This is a genomic window from Sorangium sp. So ce296, from assembly GCF_051529605.1.
GTDB lineage: Bacteria > Myxococcota_A > Polyangia > Polyangiales > Polyangiaceae > Sorangium > Sorangium cellulosum_D.
In genome coordinates, this window is record NZ_CP150325.1 from 4,611,571 (window position 1) to 4,626,774 (window position 15,204).

The following is a 15,204-nucleotide window of genomic DNA, read 5'->3' on the forward strand; positions in this document are numbered from 1 at the left end:
TCATGGTGAGGCTCTGATCATGATAGCGCGAGACAGCACCCACCCCGCCGCCCCCTCCCCCCGCCGGCCCTCCCGGCTCGGTCCCCTGGCCGCCGCCGCGCTCTCCGCCGCGCTGCCCGGCTGCGTCGACGCCGTCACCGTCGACCAGCCGCCGCCCCCGCCGGCGCTCGGCGTCAACGAGAGCCGCACCCTCACCCTCGAGTTCCTGCGGTTCGACGCGAAGCGCTTCGCCAAGACGCTGACGCTCGACGAGCTCAAGGCCATCCCGCGGCCCACGCTCGAGGGGATCTGGCTGCTCGATCTCGACATCGCGGCCCTCATCGAGAACGCGCTGCTCAAGGTCATGTACATGCCCCCCGCCGAGATCGACGCGCTCTCGCCCGCGTCGAAGAACCTCGTCGGGCTCCTGAACATGACGCCGGAGAACGCCGATCTCCGCGGCACGAGCCTCGAGGGCCTGCTCGGCGTCGGCAACGCCGTCGGGCTGCCGACGTCGAAGATCCTCTCGGACCTCGTGGGCGTGGCCGGCAACGAGCGGCTCATCCCCGTCCAGATCACGTCGCAGGCCGTCCTGGAGAACCTCGTCAGCACCCACCCGAACACCCAGCGCCGCAAAGGACCGACGGACGACGAGCACCCGGACGGCATCTACCCCGTCGCGCCCCACTCCATCCCCGTCACGCTCTACGACGTGGTCACCGACTTCGCCGGCCTCGCCGAGCAGTTCGGCCCGACACCGCTCGATCCGGACGACCCCGGAGGGGCGAAGCACCCCGGCTTCATCAAGGCCGCCGCCGGGGTGAAGGCGGCCCTCGACGACTTCACGATGACGGTCCGGGTCAACGTCAACGCCCTCCCGTACAAGGGGGTCGACGCGACGATGGCCGACGTCGCGAGCATCAACAGCACGCCCGGCCAGATCGACACCCTGTTCGACTTCACCGAGCCGGACTGGCTCGAGCTCGCCAACCTCGCCAAGAACCTCAGCATCGGCGAGCTGACCCTGGCCATCCCCGAGAGCGCGATGCACCTGCCGGGCGGCACGAGCCGGGAGCCCGCGCCGCGCGGCGACTCACCCGTGTGGGAGCAGCCGCTCTGGGAGTTCGAGCACATCCTCGCCCGCGCCGGCGAGCTCAAGGCAGCGCAGATCGAGGAGCATTGCTCGAGCTACGGGCCCCAGGGCACCTCCACGAGCGAGTTCCAGCCCGTGAAGGTCTGCGTCGACGGCACCGGATGGACCGAGATCAGCGTCGATAGCAGCATCGTCCTCGAAGACCCGCCGCCCCCGCCGTCCTACTTCTGGGACATCCTCCTCGAGGTGGCCCAGGCGCGGCTCCACGACGGCGGCCTCGCCGAGGGGGAGGCCGACCTCGAGGTGACCCTCCGCGACGTCCCGGTCGGCGTGAAGACCGAGGATCTCGTCGCGAGCATCAAGGAGAACCTCGCGAAGGATCCGGCGGTCCTCAAGGACATGGCGATCGAGCTCAACAACAACGCCGCCGGCGACGCGGACTTCTACCTCTACCAGCCGAGCACCGAGAGCGGCGTCGCCGGCCAGCGCGATTACCTCTACTTCGTCGCGCCCGACGACATCCGCAAGGACGACGAGGGCGTGCGCGTGCGCGACTATGCTTACGAGAACCCGGGCTTCTTCGCCGACGCCGCGCTCACGAAGAAGGTGTCGACGATCGAGGAGATCGACGGCGATGCGCTCCACGAGAAGGTGGAGGTCCAGCCAGGAGATACGCTGTATTTCGCGGACGACGAGGGGCGCCGCTACGAGATCGGGATCGGCGACAAGCCGAGCGCCCATCGCCTCTCGCTCACCCTCACCCGGATCCAGTGATCGGCCCCCCCACCGTGAGGACCCGTGTCATGACAGGAGCTCTGCCGACCCCGCGGCCCCGCAACCGCGCGCGTGCCAGTGGACTGAAAAGACGTGAGCTCGCCGCGCTGGCGCTCGCGACAGGCCTCGTCTGCCGGACGGCGGGCGACGCGCGCGCCTCGGGCATCGACGCGCCGTGGGTGACGAGCGGCGCCTCGGGCCCCACGACCGCGGACGCCGCCGCCGTCTTCTGGAACCCGGCCGCGCTCGCGGGCGTCGAGCGGCCGGAGCTCCTCCTCGGCGCCGGCCTCATCGTCGGCCGCGCCACCTATACGCGCGAGCGGCGCGGCACCTACCAGACGCCGGACACCCTGCAGTTCAAGCTCCCGCTCGATCCGGCGAACGTCGCCCCCGGCAAGACCGGCCCGGCCGAGCAGGTCTCGACCACGCCGATCGCGCCGACGGGCAACGCCTTCCTGGCGATCCCGGCCATCCCGAAGCGCCTCACCGTGGGCGTCGGCCTGTACGTGCCGTATGCCGCGGCGCTCAGCTTCCCGGACGGCGCGCAGCGCTGGCAGCTCCAGCAGGCGTTCATCGTGGCGAGCTCGCTGACGGCGGCCGCCGGGCTCCAGGTGACCGACCAGCTCTCGGTCGGCGCCGGCCTGTCGTACGTCGGCGGCCTGGCCGAGCTCTCGAAGGTGCAGGACTTCGCCAGCCTCAAGGAGTTCCACGACGGCCTCGACTACCTCAAGCAGGACAACGACTTCGGCCCGAGCACGCCGTCCGAGCTGCGCGAGCTCGACGTCCTCGCGCGCCCCATCGCGCTCAAGCAGGCGCTCTCGCACGGCGCCTCGTTCCACCTCGGGCTCGCGTTCAATCCGAACAAGGACCTGCGCTTCGGCCTGACGTACCAGCACAGCACCGCGATGCGGTACAAGGGCAAGTTCGCGATCGACATGAACCACCCGTTCTTCACGCAGGACCTGGCGGAGCAGGGCCTGCGCTACAAGCCGCTCGTGGAGGGCGACGCGGAGCTCTCGTTCACGCTCCCCAAGCGGCTCACGGCCGGGGTCGGCTACCGGGTCAACGACAAGCTCAGCATCGATGGCCTCCTCTCGTACGTGCTCTATTCGGACATCGAGGCGTTCGTGGTCACGGCCTCCTCGCCGGACCTCGCCCAGCCGAAGCTCGGGATCACCGATCGCGTGGCCGTGACCCTGCCGCGCCGGTGGAACGACACGGTCTGGCTGGAGGCCGGCGCCAAGTACCGTTTCAGCGAGGCGTTCGTCGGGACCGCGTCGGTCGGCTATCAGTCGCCGGCCTCGCCGGACAGCACGATCGACGTGGCGTCGCCGGACAACCACCGGCTGATCGGGGACGTCGGCGGCATCTTGAAGGTGAGCGACAGCGTATCGCTCTCGGGCGACGTCCGCGTGCAGGGCATCTTGCCGCGCACGGTGACCGAGTCGGACTACGACCTCGGCAACGGGGAGTACACGCTGGTGCTCACGACCGTGGGCGGGCACCTCAAGGTCGTGTTCTGAGCGGGAAGGCGGTGCCGAAAGAGCAGCGAGATGAGCTGCTGCGGGATCGCCATCCTCCAAGGGACAACGGCCTACCCGCCGGATCGGACACGGCCCTCCACGCCGAACCACGGGTCACCCGTCACCTCGGAGACAATTTTGTAAGCCGGATCACGCATCCACCGTCGAACGGGAGGCAGCGCAGAGAGCGCGGCGACGCCGGGCGCGTCGCTTCGATGATGCGGCTTTCAACGGCTCACGGCCCGCACAGCTCGAGATCCGGCTTCGGCGGCGCCGGGTACGCGTCCGTGGCGCGCTTCGCGAACTGGCACTGCAGGTCGTCCGGCAGGCACCCGCCCTGCGGGATGCACGCGCCGTCCTCGTCCGTCCCGAGACACAGGCAGTCCTGATCGCCGGGATCGCAGATCTCCACGAGCTCCATCATCCCCTCGTCCTCGTGGTTCAGCTTGTGGCAGTGCAGCACGAACTGACCCGTGAACTTCCGGGGGTTCATGATCACGTCGCGCGGCCCGTCCTCGACCTGGACCCACATCGTGTCCCGCCAGTGAGGGAAGTTGGGCTCCTTGTTCGATTTGTTGGGGCACACGAGGAAAGGGTTGATGTGGATGTGGAACGGGTGGCCGTCGAACGCGCGGATCTCCCACCGCTCCGCGCTGCCGACCGTCATGATGCGGTCGCTCCGGTAGCCCCGCAGCCGCCGATCGTCGAACTTGCGGCAGCTGATGTTCGGATCCGGGCAGAGGCACACCGGCGCGTCGGGATCGATCTGGTGCGGGTGGTCCTCCGGATCGCACGACATGAGGGCCACGTCCGAGCTGAGGTCGGGCGGCTGTGACCCCGGCGTGGGCACCAGCAGCACCACCTTCTGGTGCACGGTCTCGACCGAATCGCAGCTCACCTCGGTCATCTGCCCGTCGACCATGCCGGTCCACGAGGTGGGCGGGGCGAGCGCGGCCACGTCCGCCTCGCTGGGCAGGTTGACCTCGGTCGGCTCACCCGCGCTCCGGCGCACGTCGACGATCGCGATCACGCTGCCCAGGAGGTCGTTCGGCCGCCGGCCGACCAGGCAGAGCGTCTGCTCCCGCTCCGGCATCTTCACCATCACGTCGGCGCGGTAGCCCGGCGACACCCACACCGTGTCGCTCCGGTAAAACTGCGGGAGCGTCAGCCCGTCGCGCGCGATCTGCGTCGTCTCGATGGGCTCCTTGTCGAAACCGGAGCACGCCGCGTCCTTCGCGACGTGGAGCTTCATCCCCATCTCGTCCGGGCTGCCCGCGTACACCATGCGCCAGCGCTCCACCTGCCCGGGCGGCGTCACGATCCGCGGCCTCAGCTTGCCGTTGATCAGCGTGGCCCGGAGCGTCTCGACCGCGAGGAAGTCGAGCACCGACAGGTTGTCCTCGGTGCAGTCCTCCCCCTCTTTCAGGGGCACCGTGTTCTCGTGATCGATGGGCACCTGCGTCATCACCATGACCCGCTCTCGGGCCTTCGCGATGCCGGGCAGCTCGTCGAGCTCCCCCTCGATGAGCAGCGCCCCCGCGGCGCCGTCCATGACCTGGATGGCCGTCGAGCCGTGGATGTGCGGGTGATACCAGTTGGTCCCCTCGTGATGGATCCCGTCCTCGTCGATGTCCCAGCGGTATCGGGCGCCCTCCCCCGGCCCCACCTGGTGCAGCACGTGGTCGCCGAAATACCGTGCGTCCGGGGCGCAGCCGTCGCCCTCGCACGGGTCCTCGGCGTCGTCCGTCGCGAAGTTGGGCTGCACGTGCAGGCCGTGCGCGTGCAGGTTCGTCAGGTTGAAGTCGTGACACGACCGCGACCCGTGACCCATCATGCTCGCGATCTCGCGGAAATCGCTCCTCGTGAAGTCGTTGCGCAGGTTCACGTGGATCCTGCGGTCCTCGCCCTTCGGGACGCGGATCGTGGGCCCGCTCGTCATCCCGTTGTAGGCGCGGAGACAGAACCGCCGTCCGCCGATCTCCACCGCGCTCGGGCCGTAGCGGAGCTCGTAGGCCCCGTCCTCCCCCGGCTGGAGCTCGGGCGGATCCTCGTACATCGGCGACGCCGGCGTCCCGCCCGTCTCCTCGTCTCCGCCAGCGCCCGCGCACGCCGCGGCCCCAAGGGCCACCGCCGCGATCGATCCCGCGCGCATGAGCGCGTGTGAAGCGTCTCGTCCCATCGGCTTTGCTCCTCCGGGAACGACACTATCGATCCGCGCCGTACGCCGATGGCCGAAGACGGTCACCCGCTGGCTCGAATGCGGCCAGTGGCAGGATGTAAGGTGAACGCCGCGCGCAGATGCGGTAGACAGGTAGCGATACTCCCGTGAGCTCCGGTCAACCCGTCCTCCGCGTCCGCAACCTCCACAAGTCCCACGCGCTCGGCGCGACGCCGATCGAGGTGCTCCGGGGCGTCGACCTCGACATCCACGCCGGGGAGATGTGCGCGATCATGGGCCCGTCCGGCGTCGGCAAGAGCACCTTGCTCTCGTGCGTCGCGGGCCTCGAGTCCCCGGATCGCGGCGAGGTCCACGTCCTCGGCGAGGACATGGCGGCGCTCGACGAGCACGGGCGGACCCTCCTGCGCCGCCGCCGCATCGGCATCGTCTACCAGTTCTTCAACCTCGTCCCGACGCTCACCGGCTACGAGAACATCGTCCTGCCTTACCTCATCGACGGCGCCGCGCCGGACCACGACGCCGCCGCGCGCATGCTCGACCGCGTCGGCATGCGCGCCCGCGCCGAGCACCTGCCCTCGCAGATGTCGGGCGGCGAGATGCAGCTCATCTCCATCGCGCGCGCGCTGGTCCGCCGCCCCGCGCTCGTGCTCGCCGACGAGCCGACCGGCAACGTCAACGTCGCGACCGGCCGGCGCATCATGGCGCTGCTCGCCGACGCCCTGCGCGAGGCCGGCAGCGCCATGCTCCTCGTCACGCACAACGCCGAGGACGCCGCCCGCGCGCACCGGGTCGTGTTCATGCGCGACGGCCTCCTCTTGCACGACGCCGCCCTCGCGGGCGCCGCCGTCACCTCGGCCGCGGTCCACGATCGGCTGAAAGAGCTGGGCATCTGAATGCTCCTCCTCCTCCGCGCCCTGTTCCAGCCGCTCGTCCGCATCCTCGCGCTGCGCAACCTGCGCGCCGACCGCTTCGGCGCGATGGCCGCCCTGCTCGGCGTCGCCCTCGGCACGGCCACGGTCAACGTCGTGCTCATCCTCGACGTCGGCACGCGCGCCGTCGAGGCGCGGAGCTTCGTCACCAATCCGGATCTCCCGGTCTTCACCGAGCAGACCGTCGCCCTGCGCGGCCTCCGCCCGGACGGCGAGGTCATCGCCGCGGCCGACGCCCAGGAGGAGACGCACGAGGACTACGAGATCATGCGGTCGGCGATCCGCCTCGGCTCGCTCTCCGCGTTCCTCGTCGGCGCCCTCATCGTGTTCTTCACCTTCAACGTCGCCGTCGAGCGCCGCCGCCGCGAGATCGCCTTGTTGCGCAGCGCCGGCGCGCTGCCCCCGCAGGTCGCGGCGGTGTTCGTCCTCGAGGCGTTGCTGCTCGGCGTGGGCGGCGCGGTGCTCGGCCTGCTCGGGTCGATCCCGCTCGCGTACCTCGCGGCGAAGGCGGGCATCACGACGACCGGCCGCGCGCGCATCCCGCTCTACGCGATCCGCCTGCCCTGGAGCGCGATGCTGCTCGTCAGCGGCACCGGCGCCCTCACGGCGCTGCTCGGCGTGCTCCGCCCGGTGCGCGACGCGCTCCGCGTCGACATCGCGCGCGCGCTGCGCCCGCGCTTCCTCGAGGGCGGGGCCGAGCAGCGGCGCCGCCTGCGCGGGATCACGCTGCTCGCGCTGCCGTTCATGGTGCTCGTCTACGGCCTGCTCCGCCCGTTCTTCCGGGACTCGGTGCCGATGCTGGCCTTCTTCGTCGTCGAGGCGGGGCTCGTGTGCGCGGCGTTCCTGGCGGCCATCGTGTTCGTGCCGGACCTTGTCGCGCGGCTCGGCGCGCTCGCCGTGCGCCTCGCGCCGCGCCGCTGGGCCGCGGAGCGCCTGCTGCTCCGGCGCCGCGTCGAGCACAGCGGGCACGAGCTCGCCTGGAGCGTCGGCGGCGTGATGATGGTCTTCGCCCTGCTGCTCGCGCTGCACATCGCCACGGCGGCGCTCAAGCAGGAGGTCTCGGCCTGGGCCGGGCGCGCGCTGGCGCCGTACGCGTTCCTTTACCCGGACGAGCCGCTCGGGCATGCGCAGCGCCTGTTGCCGAGCCTGCCGCCGCGCCTCGTCGCGGCGCGGTTCTCGAGCCGCACGCCGTGGCCGAACGTGGTGTACGCGGTGCCGGGGGATGAGCTCCTCGCGCTCGCGGAGGCCACCGGGCGGCCTGAGTCGATCGCGCTGGCGCGAAGCTTCGGACCGGGCAAGGCGATCGTGTCCACGATGATGGCCCGGCGGTTCGGCGTGGGGGCGGGCGATCTGCTCGAGGTGAGCGGCAGCGCGGGCGGGCGGCGGTTCGAGGTCGTCGGGGTCACGGACGATCTGGGGTATGTGCCTGCGCCCGGCGCGTACCGGAACCTGCGGACGTACGCGGTCATCGAGGCGGCGGACTTCACGGTGATCTCGCCGTATGCGCTCGCGATCGGCCACACGGTGGCGCTGGCGGATCCGGTGACCGGGGCCGAGGCGGCGCGGGGCGGCGCCGCGACGCCGCCCTGGGACGAGCTGCTGGCCGACGTGCCGCGCGCGAGAGACGTGCGGATGCAGACGGGGGTCGAGATCGAGGCGGTGCGGCGGAAGGCGACCGGGCGTGACTTCGTGATCTTCGACATGATCCTGGGGTTCACGACGGTGCTCGCGGCGATCGGCGTGGCAAATCAGATGGTGCTGGCGCTGCACGCGCGGCGGCGGGAGCTCGCGCTGCACCGGGTGCTCGGGATGACGGCAGGGCAGGTCCGGCGGATGGTGCTGATGGAGGGGGCGCTCGTGGGCGCGCTGGGCGGGGCGCTGGCGGTGCTGCTCGGGGTGCCGCTCGGGTCGGCGGCGCTGGGGGCGCTGCGGACGGTGTCGAGCTTCGAGGTCGAGTTCCATATACCGCCGGAGTACGGCGTGATGACGGCGCTGGGGGCGACGGCGGTGGCGCTGTTCGCGTCGCTGTATCCGGCGCGGAGCGCGGGGCGGAGCAACGCGGCGGAGTCGGTGCAGTACGAGTAGGGGGCGGGGCGCCGGGCGCTGGGACCGTGGCGCGCAGGTTCGTCCCTGGCTACGGGGGTCTTGCCGAGATGCCGGTACAGGGGGACCCGGCGTGTCGCGCGGCGCGGGGAGCCCGACGAACTCGCTTGAGCATTAACTTCTTCCCGTCATGGAACCAGGGATGAACTCGGGCGACGATTTTGCGGGGGCGAACCGTCGCCATCTGTTGTTTCTTCCGGGGTTTTGGGGGCACCAGACCACCGATCGCCACCGTTTGGAACGGCATGCACCCAACCGGACCCAACCGGCGAGCTTGACCCTAGAGAACTCGCGCCGGCCGACCGTCGCCTCGCGCCGCCGTGGTCGCATCGCTCGCCGGCACCTTGCACCTCGGGCATGCGGAGGTAGCCCGGGTCGTGCACGAAGCAATCGGTCGGCTGTTCGGCCTTCCGCAAGTACCGGAGGGGCGAGCAACGTCGCACTGACTGAGTAGCCCACCGCATCGGACGGTCTATCTCCGCTCCGCGAGGAAGGCGGCTCCCTGCTCGCCGTGCTCCCGCGCAGGGACAGCGGCGCGATTTGTGCGTCGCCGGAAGAGGGACAGCTTTGCGTCGAGGATGAACCGTGCGGGCCAAGGGTCCTTACTCATCATCGGGAAGGCGCCAATGAATGCGTCGCAGATCGGCTGAGCGAGAGCGCCGCGAAGCGACCAGACCGATGCGGGTCGACCTCCTCCCACCTTGGTAGGGGCTCCTCCTAGGCCTCAAAGTGGCGCAGGAACGACTCACCCCCCGAGCACACATGGGGTTAGCGGATCTCTAGATGCGGCACCCGCTGGTGCACGTGGTGCTTATGCTGCACGAGGACTCCCGAGTTTCGCGTGCAGCGCCCGGCGTGGATCTCCCCGTCGGAACGCTATGCATCAGTAGAATCTTTCTTCGATCCGGAATTGCCCGTAGGCATCGCCGAGAGCACTGCCAGTTTCGCGTCCTTCTCGTTCTTTCGGCTAATCTCGTCCTCGACAGCAATTCGATACGCAGTTGCGAGGGCAGAACTAATCTTCCCCTCGGCCTCGGCCATGCGTCTTTCGAGCTCACGTAATCGCTGCTCGTGCGCCTCCATCTTGTCACTTAACCGACGTTCGGCGTGTGCAAACCTATCCTCTGTCCTTCGTTCGTGAGATTCGCATTTGAGCTCTATGCGCTGCTCGAACGCCTGAGCAGCTTTCTGAACCTGTTCCACGATTGCCTCGACGCGAACTACAGCCTTAAACGCCTCGAGAGCCTTCTCCATAGCCAGCTTAGCTGTGTCACCGAAGCCCATGCTGTACCTTACGCCTTTGACCCGTGGAGCAATGTAGAGCTAAGCTCTTGAAGCTTTTCTTCTAGAGCAGACAGTCTAACTGCGGTGTCGGACCATGCACTGGCCGCAGCCAGCCAGACAGAGTCATCCTCGTCGACGCTTGAGCTTTCTTCGTCTGTATGCTTGGCCCCCTCGCCAGCCGAGCTTTCTTGGCTTCTTAACCTTGCGCGCTCAAGTTGAACGAGCTCATGGCGGGACCTGTACAAAGGGCTTCTTAGCGCCGCATGCCTTTCGTATATGGCCTCAAAGGCCCGTTGCTCTACAACCAAATCGTAATTGATTTCGTAGGAGTACAACATCGCAAAGCATGCATCAAAAGATGATGCTATTTCCCCATCGAGAGCCGCAATAGATCTTCTTAGATCTTCCGCGCGATTCCTAACGAGCAACTGGTCTAAACTGAGTGACGATCTTGCAATTAGGCCAGCAGTCTCTAAGAGAACCATGTCGCGTTCCTCTCTGGAGGAACTTGTCATAGCCCAAAACACATGGCTAAGTATCACCATGACCAATTGAGGCTCTGGGACGTTTGACTGACGGTGCTCCACATATAGCAACTTGCGAAGCCGCTCCTCAAACGCCGGCAGAGGCGCGAAGGCGTGTGAAATATAACGATCATCCTCGGCTTCAGCGGAAGGCCGGCGCATGGGCTCAGGGATCGGCTTATATTGGTTACCCGCCATGCTGCGAGTGTAGGCCGGATTTCGGCTCAAGTCCATCCCAAGTCGGCTGGCGGAATACAGGTGACGAATTGCTGGAATTTTGTACAGGTGATGTCACCTACGTCCTGGGCAGGGCGACGGGCATGGATCTGGCATCCCAGCTGTGGTCGCCGAACCTGATGACGGATTCCGAGCGTCGGGTACGTGCTCTCGTCGTGACACAATGCGCAACGCGAGCGGCGCGACAGGCGCTCCCGGTCAGTCACGAGGCCTACCTGTGACAGCGTCGACGGCCAAGGTAGCCCATCAGACGCAGGAGATGGCGGGTTCGATGTCGTCCGGGTTTCGTGGGAAGATCCTGACGATCGGACCGTTCCGAATCAACACGCAACGGGGAGCGGTTCCACCGGCGATACGATCGATGATGCGACATAGGAGACACAGCACGGGCGGGCCTGCTCGGCGCTGCAGGGAACTTTCCAGCCGAGAGGCACGACGCCGTTCCTCGCCGGCCCAGGTCAGCTCGGCGCGCGCTTCCACCGCTCCTATTACGCGACCGGGGCAGCGGCGGCGCGGACGACCTCAATGAAGAGCTCGGCGTCTGCCGGATCGTCTAGATCGCGGCCGGGTCGGAGTAGCGTCGCGCAGTGGCGCGGCGGGACGGCGCGGAGGATCTCGGCAGAGCGGCAGCACATGGGGGCCAGGATGGCAGCTCGGGTCAGCGGCGGGGCGCCCCCGTCGACGCCACGGCATACCACGCCATGACTTCGCTTCGCGGAGGCGAGCGACGGGATCAACGAAGGTCTCGAGCACGTGCTTGATGACTTCCGTGGGGAACGCATTGGCCGTGCCGAACCGTCGCGATCCGTCGCATTTGACGGGACTTCGGGAGAACGTGACGACGGATCGCACCCCTTCGGAAGGCATGGCCCCAACCCGGGCCCAACCGGCGAGCCCAGGGCCCGAGGGGCCTGCGATGATCGATCCATCGCCTTGGGCCGCCGTGCTCGCCTCGCTCACCGGTACCCTGAGCCGCGCCGTCGCCCTCGGGGATGGGGAGGCGGCCCGGATTGTTCACGAGGTCATCGACCGGCTGCTCGGCATGCTGCCAGCACCGAGCGAGCAAGCAAGCTCGCGCTGTTACGGTTCTGCGAGAGGCTCTGCCGCCGCCGGGAGGTCGCCGTCGCGGACCCGTTGACCTGCGTCACCGGCCGGTTGCCGTGTATTGCCGCCCGGTCTCGATGATGCTCCAGCCCCTCACATCGAGCATGCTGCGTGATGGTGAGGAGCTCTACGCAGCGAAGATGGCCATCATGGAGGGCGCTCGCTCCGCGTACGCAACGAGGGAGGACGACACCCCTGAAGCCGCGGTACCTACATTCCGGCCAGCTGCCCCGAATTCTCATCGGAAGGAGCTACCGGCACGTGACTGCATCCATTCCGGCCACCGCTCGAAAATTGCCACCCATCGTTGCTCCCACGCCCGCCTCACGACGGGGTAGGTCCACCAGCGGAGCGGAGCAGCGGCGCGGTGCCGGCCACAAAATAGGCGACGAGGAGACCTGATCTTGGCCGACAGCCTCCTCGTCGTGCTCCGGTTCTTGTGCCCAGGAATCGAAGCGGTCGCAGTGTTATCCAGAGCGCCATCGACATCAAGCGCTGGCAGCAGCAACCCCCCTCGGTCGTCGAAGCGCGCCCTGCTCGCTGCCCCGCCTGCGGCGTCGCGAGTTGTCCGCTCGGAGGCGCCATCCAGCTCCAAGGTCACGGCAGGCGCGAGCGGCAGATCTGGGGCCCTGCCAGCCCCGACCAACCCCCCGAGGTGATCTCGGTCACCGCCCGTCGCTACCGCTGCCTCAGCTGCGGCGCCGTGCTCCTCGTCGTTCCTCGCGGTGTGCTCGGTCGGCGCACGTACAGCGCCGCCGCGATAGGCTTCGCCCTCGCGCTCTGGGGCCTCGCGCTCGCGACGGCAGCCGAGGTCCGGCGGCGCGTGGGCCCGGCGAGGATCCTCGGCGACAGCGCCGTCACCGGCTGGGCCACGCTGCGCCGGTGGGCGCGCGATGTCGCGCAGCGACGTCTCTTTGCGGAAGCCCCCGGCCCAGGCCCACCCGCATCCCTTCGTCAGAGCGCGGCCAGCGCCGCGGCAGCGCTCGCGGCGAGCGCTGCCCCAACGACCCGGGCGCTGCCGATCGAGCACCGCGCCTTCCTCGGCGCGGCGCACGCGGCGTGAGGGCCTCTGCCCTTTCAGAGTCCCAATCGTACAGCCCACCTGAGAGGATCCCTGCCGAAAACGCCGCCGATCCCGGACAAGGACCGCGCGCCAGCAAGGCGCAGAAAGGACCTGTTCGAATGGCTCTCGGCCCCGCCGACCACGCCGAGACCGTGGCGATCTATCGCGCCACGGTCATCGGCCCTCTGATGCACCGCGTGCTCACCCACGGCCAGCTCGCCGCCGAGCTGCGCACGCTCAGCGAGCAGCGGTTTCGCCCGCCGGGCGCGCACAGCACGCGCACCTACTCGGTGCCCACGCTCCAGCGCTGGCTGTACGCCTATCGCGCAGCTGGCCTCGACGGCCTGCGTCCGCAGCCACGCAGCGATCGAGGCTTCGCGCAGCGGCTGCCTGAAGAGCTGCGTGCGTTGCTGCTCGATATCCGGCGCGAGCATCCCTACGCCTCGGTGCCGCTCATCCTCAAGACGCTCGTCGATGACGGACGCCTCGAAGCGGGCAAGGTCTCCGAGCCCACCGTACGGCGCCTGTACGCGGCGCACGGACTTCGCCGCCGCGCTGCGCGCGCCGAGGGCGAGCCGAAGACGCGGCTGCGCTGGCAAGCCGAGCGCCCCGGCGCGCTCTGGCACGGTGACGTCTGTCACGTGACCGGCTGCACCGTCGGCGGCAAAGCGATGCCGCTCCGCATCCACGGGCTGCTCGACGACGCCTCTCGCTACGTCGTCGCGCTCGAGGCGCACACCACCGAGAAAGAGGTCGACATGCTCGGCATGACCGTCGACGCCCTGCGCCGTCACGGCAAGCCCGACGCGCTCTATCTCGACAACGGCTCGACCTACCGCGGCGACATCCTCAAGACCGCGTGCGCGCGGCTCGGCATCACGCTCCTGCACGCAAAGCCCTACGACCCCGAGGCGCGCGGCAAGATGGAGCGCTTCTGGCGCACGCTGCGCGAAGGGTGCCTCAACTACCTCGGTGCCGTGGCCTCGCTCGTCGACATCAACACGACGCTCCGCGCCTTCCTCGACAGGCGCTACCACCCGGCGCCACACGCGGGCCTGCTCGGCAAGACCCCGGCGCAGCTCTACGCAGCCCGCCCCGCCGGAGACAGCGCCGTCGATGAGAAGGCGCTACGCAGCGCGCTCACCGAGCGTACCCGGCGCCGCGTCTCGGGCGACAACATCGTCTCAGTCGACGGCATCGCCTGGCAGCTCGACCAGGGCTACCTCGCTGGCCAGATCGTCTCTGTCGCCCGGTGCTTCATCGCGCCGGACGAGCCGCCGTGGGTCGAGCACGAGGGCAAGCGCCTCATGCTGCATCCGGTCGACCCGCAGCGCAACGCGCGGCGCAAGCGGCCTCCGTGCGGCGGCCCAGCGGCGGATAAGCCGACGCGCCCGGTGGACTTCAACCCCGCGCGGACGCTCGGCCGCCGGGCGGGCGGAGGCGAGGACACCGGCGAGGCCGGAGGTGCAGCGTGAGCGAATCATACGTCCGCTTCTTCACCCTCTCGGCTGCGCCCTTCTCCAAGGAGATCCAGGACGGCGAGCTGTGGCTGCCGCCCTCCAAGGAGCAGCTCGTCGAGGAGGTGTGCGAGGCCGTGCACGAGCACGCCCAGGTGCTGCTGGTCGGCGAGCCCGGCGCCGGCAAGACGTGTGTGCTGCGGGCCGTGCGTCATCGGTTGCCGCAGGCAGGCTTCCGGTTGACCTACTGCCACAATGCCACACTGGGCCGTCGCGACTTCTATCGTCAGCTCTGCCATGCGCTCGGCCTCAACCCCGCTGCAACCGCGGCGGCCGTCTTCTACGCCGTCAGCGCGCATGTCGAGACACTCGGCCGCGAGCGTATTCACCCGGTCTTTCTGCTGGACGAAGCGCATCTGCTCCACCAGGACACGCTTGATCATCTCCACATCCTGCTCAACTACGAATGGGACAGTCGTGCACTGCTGTCGCTGATCCTGGTAGGGCTCCCTGACCTCCAAGATCGGCTCGAGCTGCGCAAGAATCGCTCGCTGTACTCGCGGATCGAGCGGCGTCTGTCGATTGGTCCAATGGTCCCCGACGATACCGGCCAGTACGTGCGGCTACGGATGAGCCGCGCCGGCGCCGACCGCGAGGTCTTCACCGCCGACGCCCTCCTCCTGCTGCACGAGGCGGCCGGATCGAGCCTGCGCGAGATCGACCGCATGGCCACCGCCGCGCTGCGCGAGGCGGCGCGGCGCAAGAAGAAGCTCGTCGAGCGCGAGGTGATGTCCCACATCGTCGGCGACCTGGGGACGGACGGCAGCTGACGCTGGACCGAGGCGGCGGGAACGCCCTCGGCGCCGGCGCAGGAGCGCCTCTTCGGCGCCAACGTCGGCGGACACGCGGTGATGGCCATCGCGAGGCAGCCCGCGGCGCACGCCGGAGCGATGGC

Annotated in this window: 9 protein-coding genes; 7 read left to right on the plus strand and 2 right to left on the minus strand. The window is 68.9% G+C overall.

Annotated features, from left to right (window positions below; all coding sequences use genetic code 11):
- Window positions 1–19: 19 nt before the first annotated feature.
- Together WME98_RS17410 and WME98_RS17415 are read left to right on the plus strand one after the other, a co-directional pair.
- On the plus strand, window positions 20–1,846 hold the full coding sequence (locus WME98_RS17410; RefSeq protein ID WP_437952312.1) for an acetyltransferase: 1,827 nt from the start codon (window positions 20–22) through the stop codon (window positions 1,844–1,846).
- Between the two features lie 29 nt (window positions 1,847–1,875).
- Complete coding sequence (locus tag WME98_RS17415; RefSeq protein ID WP_437952314.1) at window positions 1,876–3,369, plus strand: OmpP1/FadL family transporter; 1,494 nt, start codon at window positions 1,876–1,878, stop codon at window positions 3,367–3,369.
- A 235-nt stretch (window positions 3,370–3,604) separates the two neighbouring features.
- Here WME98_RS17415 and WME98_RS17420 read toward each other — a convergent pair whose 3' ends face one another.
- On the minus strand, window positions 3,605–5,548 hold the full coding sequence (locus WME98_RS17420; RefSeq protein WP_437952316.1) for a multicopper oxidase family protein: 1,944 nt from the start codon (window positions 5,546–5,548) through the stop codon (window positions 3,605–3,607).
- Between the two features lie 146 nt (window positions 5,549–5,694).
- Here WME98_RS17420 and WME98_RS17425 point away from each other — a divergent pair, with 146 nt between their 5' ends.
- Together WME98_RS17425 and WME98_RS17430 are read left to right on the plus strand one after the other, a co-directional pair.
- The gene (locus WME98_RS17425) at window positions 5,695–6,441 is read left to right on the plus strand and encodes an ABC transporter ATP-binding protein (RefSeq protein WP_437952318.1); all 747 of its coding nucleotides are present in this window, start codon (window positions 5,695–5,697) and stop codon (window positions 6,439–6,441) included.
- Window positions 6,442–8,562: an FtsX-like permease family protein gene (locus WME98_RS17430; RefSeq protein WP_437952320.1), complete on the plus strand. Its 2,121-nt coding sequence runs from the start codon at window positions 6,442–6,444 to the stop codon at window positions 8,560–8,562.
- An 894-nt stretch (window positions 8,563–9,456) separates the two neighbouring features.
- On the opposite strand, the gene WME98_RS17435 is transcribed toward WME98_RS17430, so the two are convergent.
- Window positions 9,457–9,864: a hypothetical protein gene (locus WME98_RS17435; protein ID WP_437952322.1), complete on the minus strand. Its 408-nt coding sequence runs from the start codon at window positions 9,862–9,864 to the stop codon at window positions 9,457–9,459.
- Window positions 9,865–12,384: 2,520 nt separating this feature from the next.
- On the opposite strand from WME98_RS17435, the gene WME98_RS17440 reads away from it, so the two are divergent.
- The 3 genes from WME98_RS17440 to WME98_RS17450 all read left to right on the plus strand — a co-directional run bounded on the left by WME98_RS17440 (window position 12,385) and on the right by WME98_RS17450 (window position 15,079).
- Window positions 12,385–12,792 (plus strand): hypothetical protein, encoded by a 408-nt coding sequence (locus WME98_RS17440; RefSeq protein WP_437951241.1) that lies wholly within the window; start codon window positions 12,385–12,387, stop codon window positions 12,790–12,792.
- Between the two features lie 119 nt (window positions 12,793–12,911).
- Window positions 12,912–14,267, plus strand: a complete 1,356-nt coding sequence (locus tag WME98_RS17445; protein ID WP_437952324.1) for a DDE-type integrase/transposase/recombinase — start codon at window positions 12,912–12,914, stop codon at window positions 14,265–14,267.
- Entirely contained in the window at window positions 14,264–15,079 is an 816-nt protein-coding gene (locus WME98_RS17450; protein ID WP_437945293.1) for an ExeA family protein, read from the plus strand. Before WME98_RS17445 ends, WME98_RS17450 begins: the two co-directional genes overlap by 4 nt.
- Window positions 15,080–15,204 lie beyond the last annotated feature (125 nt).

Excerpts from the sequence above, each read along its gene's own strand:
- WME98_RS17410 (WP_437952312.1), top strand. The coding sequence starts at position 20 with ATGATAGCGCGAGACAGCACCCACCCCGCCGCCCCCTCCCCCCGCCGG.
- WME98_RS17430 (WP_437952320.1), top strand. The coding sequence starts at position 6,442 with ATGCTCCTCCTCCTCCGCGCCCTGTTCCAGCCGCTCGTCCGCATCCTC.
- WME98_RS17435 (WP_437952322.1), bottom strand. The coding sequence starts at position 9,864 with ATGGGCTTCGGTGACACAGCTAAGCTGGCTATGGAGAAGGCTCTCGAG.
- WME98_RS17445 (WP_437952324.1), top strand. The coding sequence starts at position 12,912 with ATGGCTCTCGGCCCCGCCGACCACGCCGAGACCGTGGCGATCTATCGC.
- WME98_RS17415 (WP_437952314.1), top strand. The coding sequence starts at position 1,876 with ATGACAGGAGCTCTGCCGACCCCGCGGCCCCGCAACCGCGCGCGTGCC.
- WME98_RS17420 (WP_437952316.1), bottom strand. The coding sequence starts at position 5,548 with ATGGGACGAGACGCTTCACACGCGCTCATGCGCGCGGGATCGATCGCG.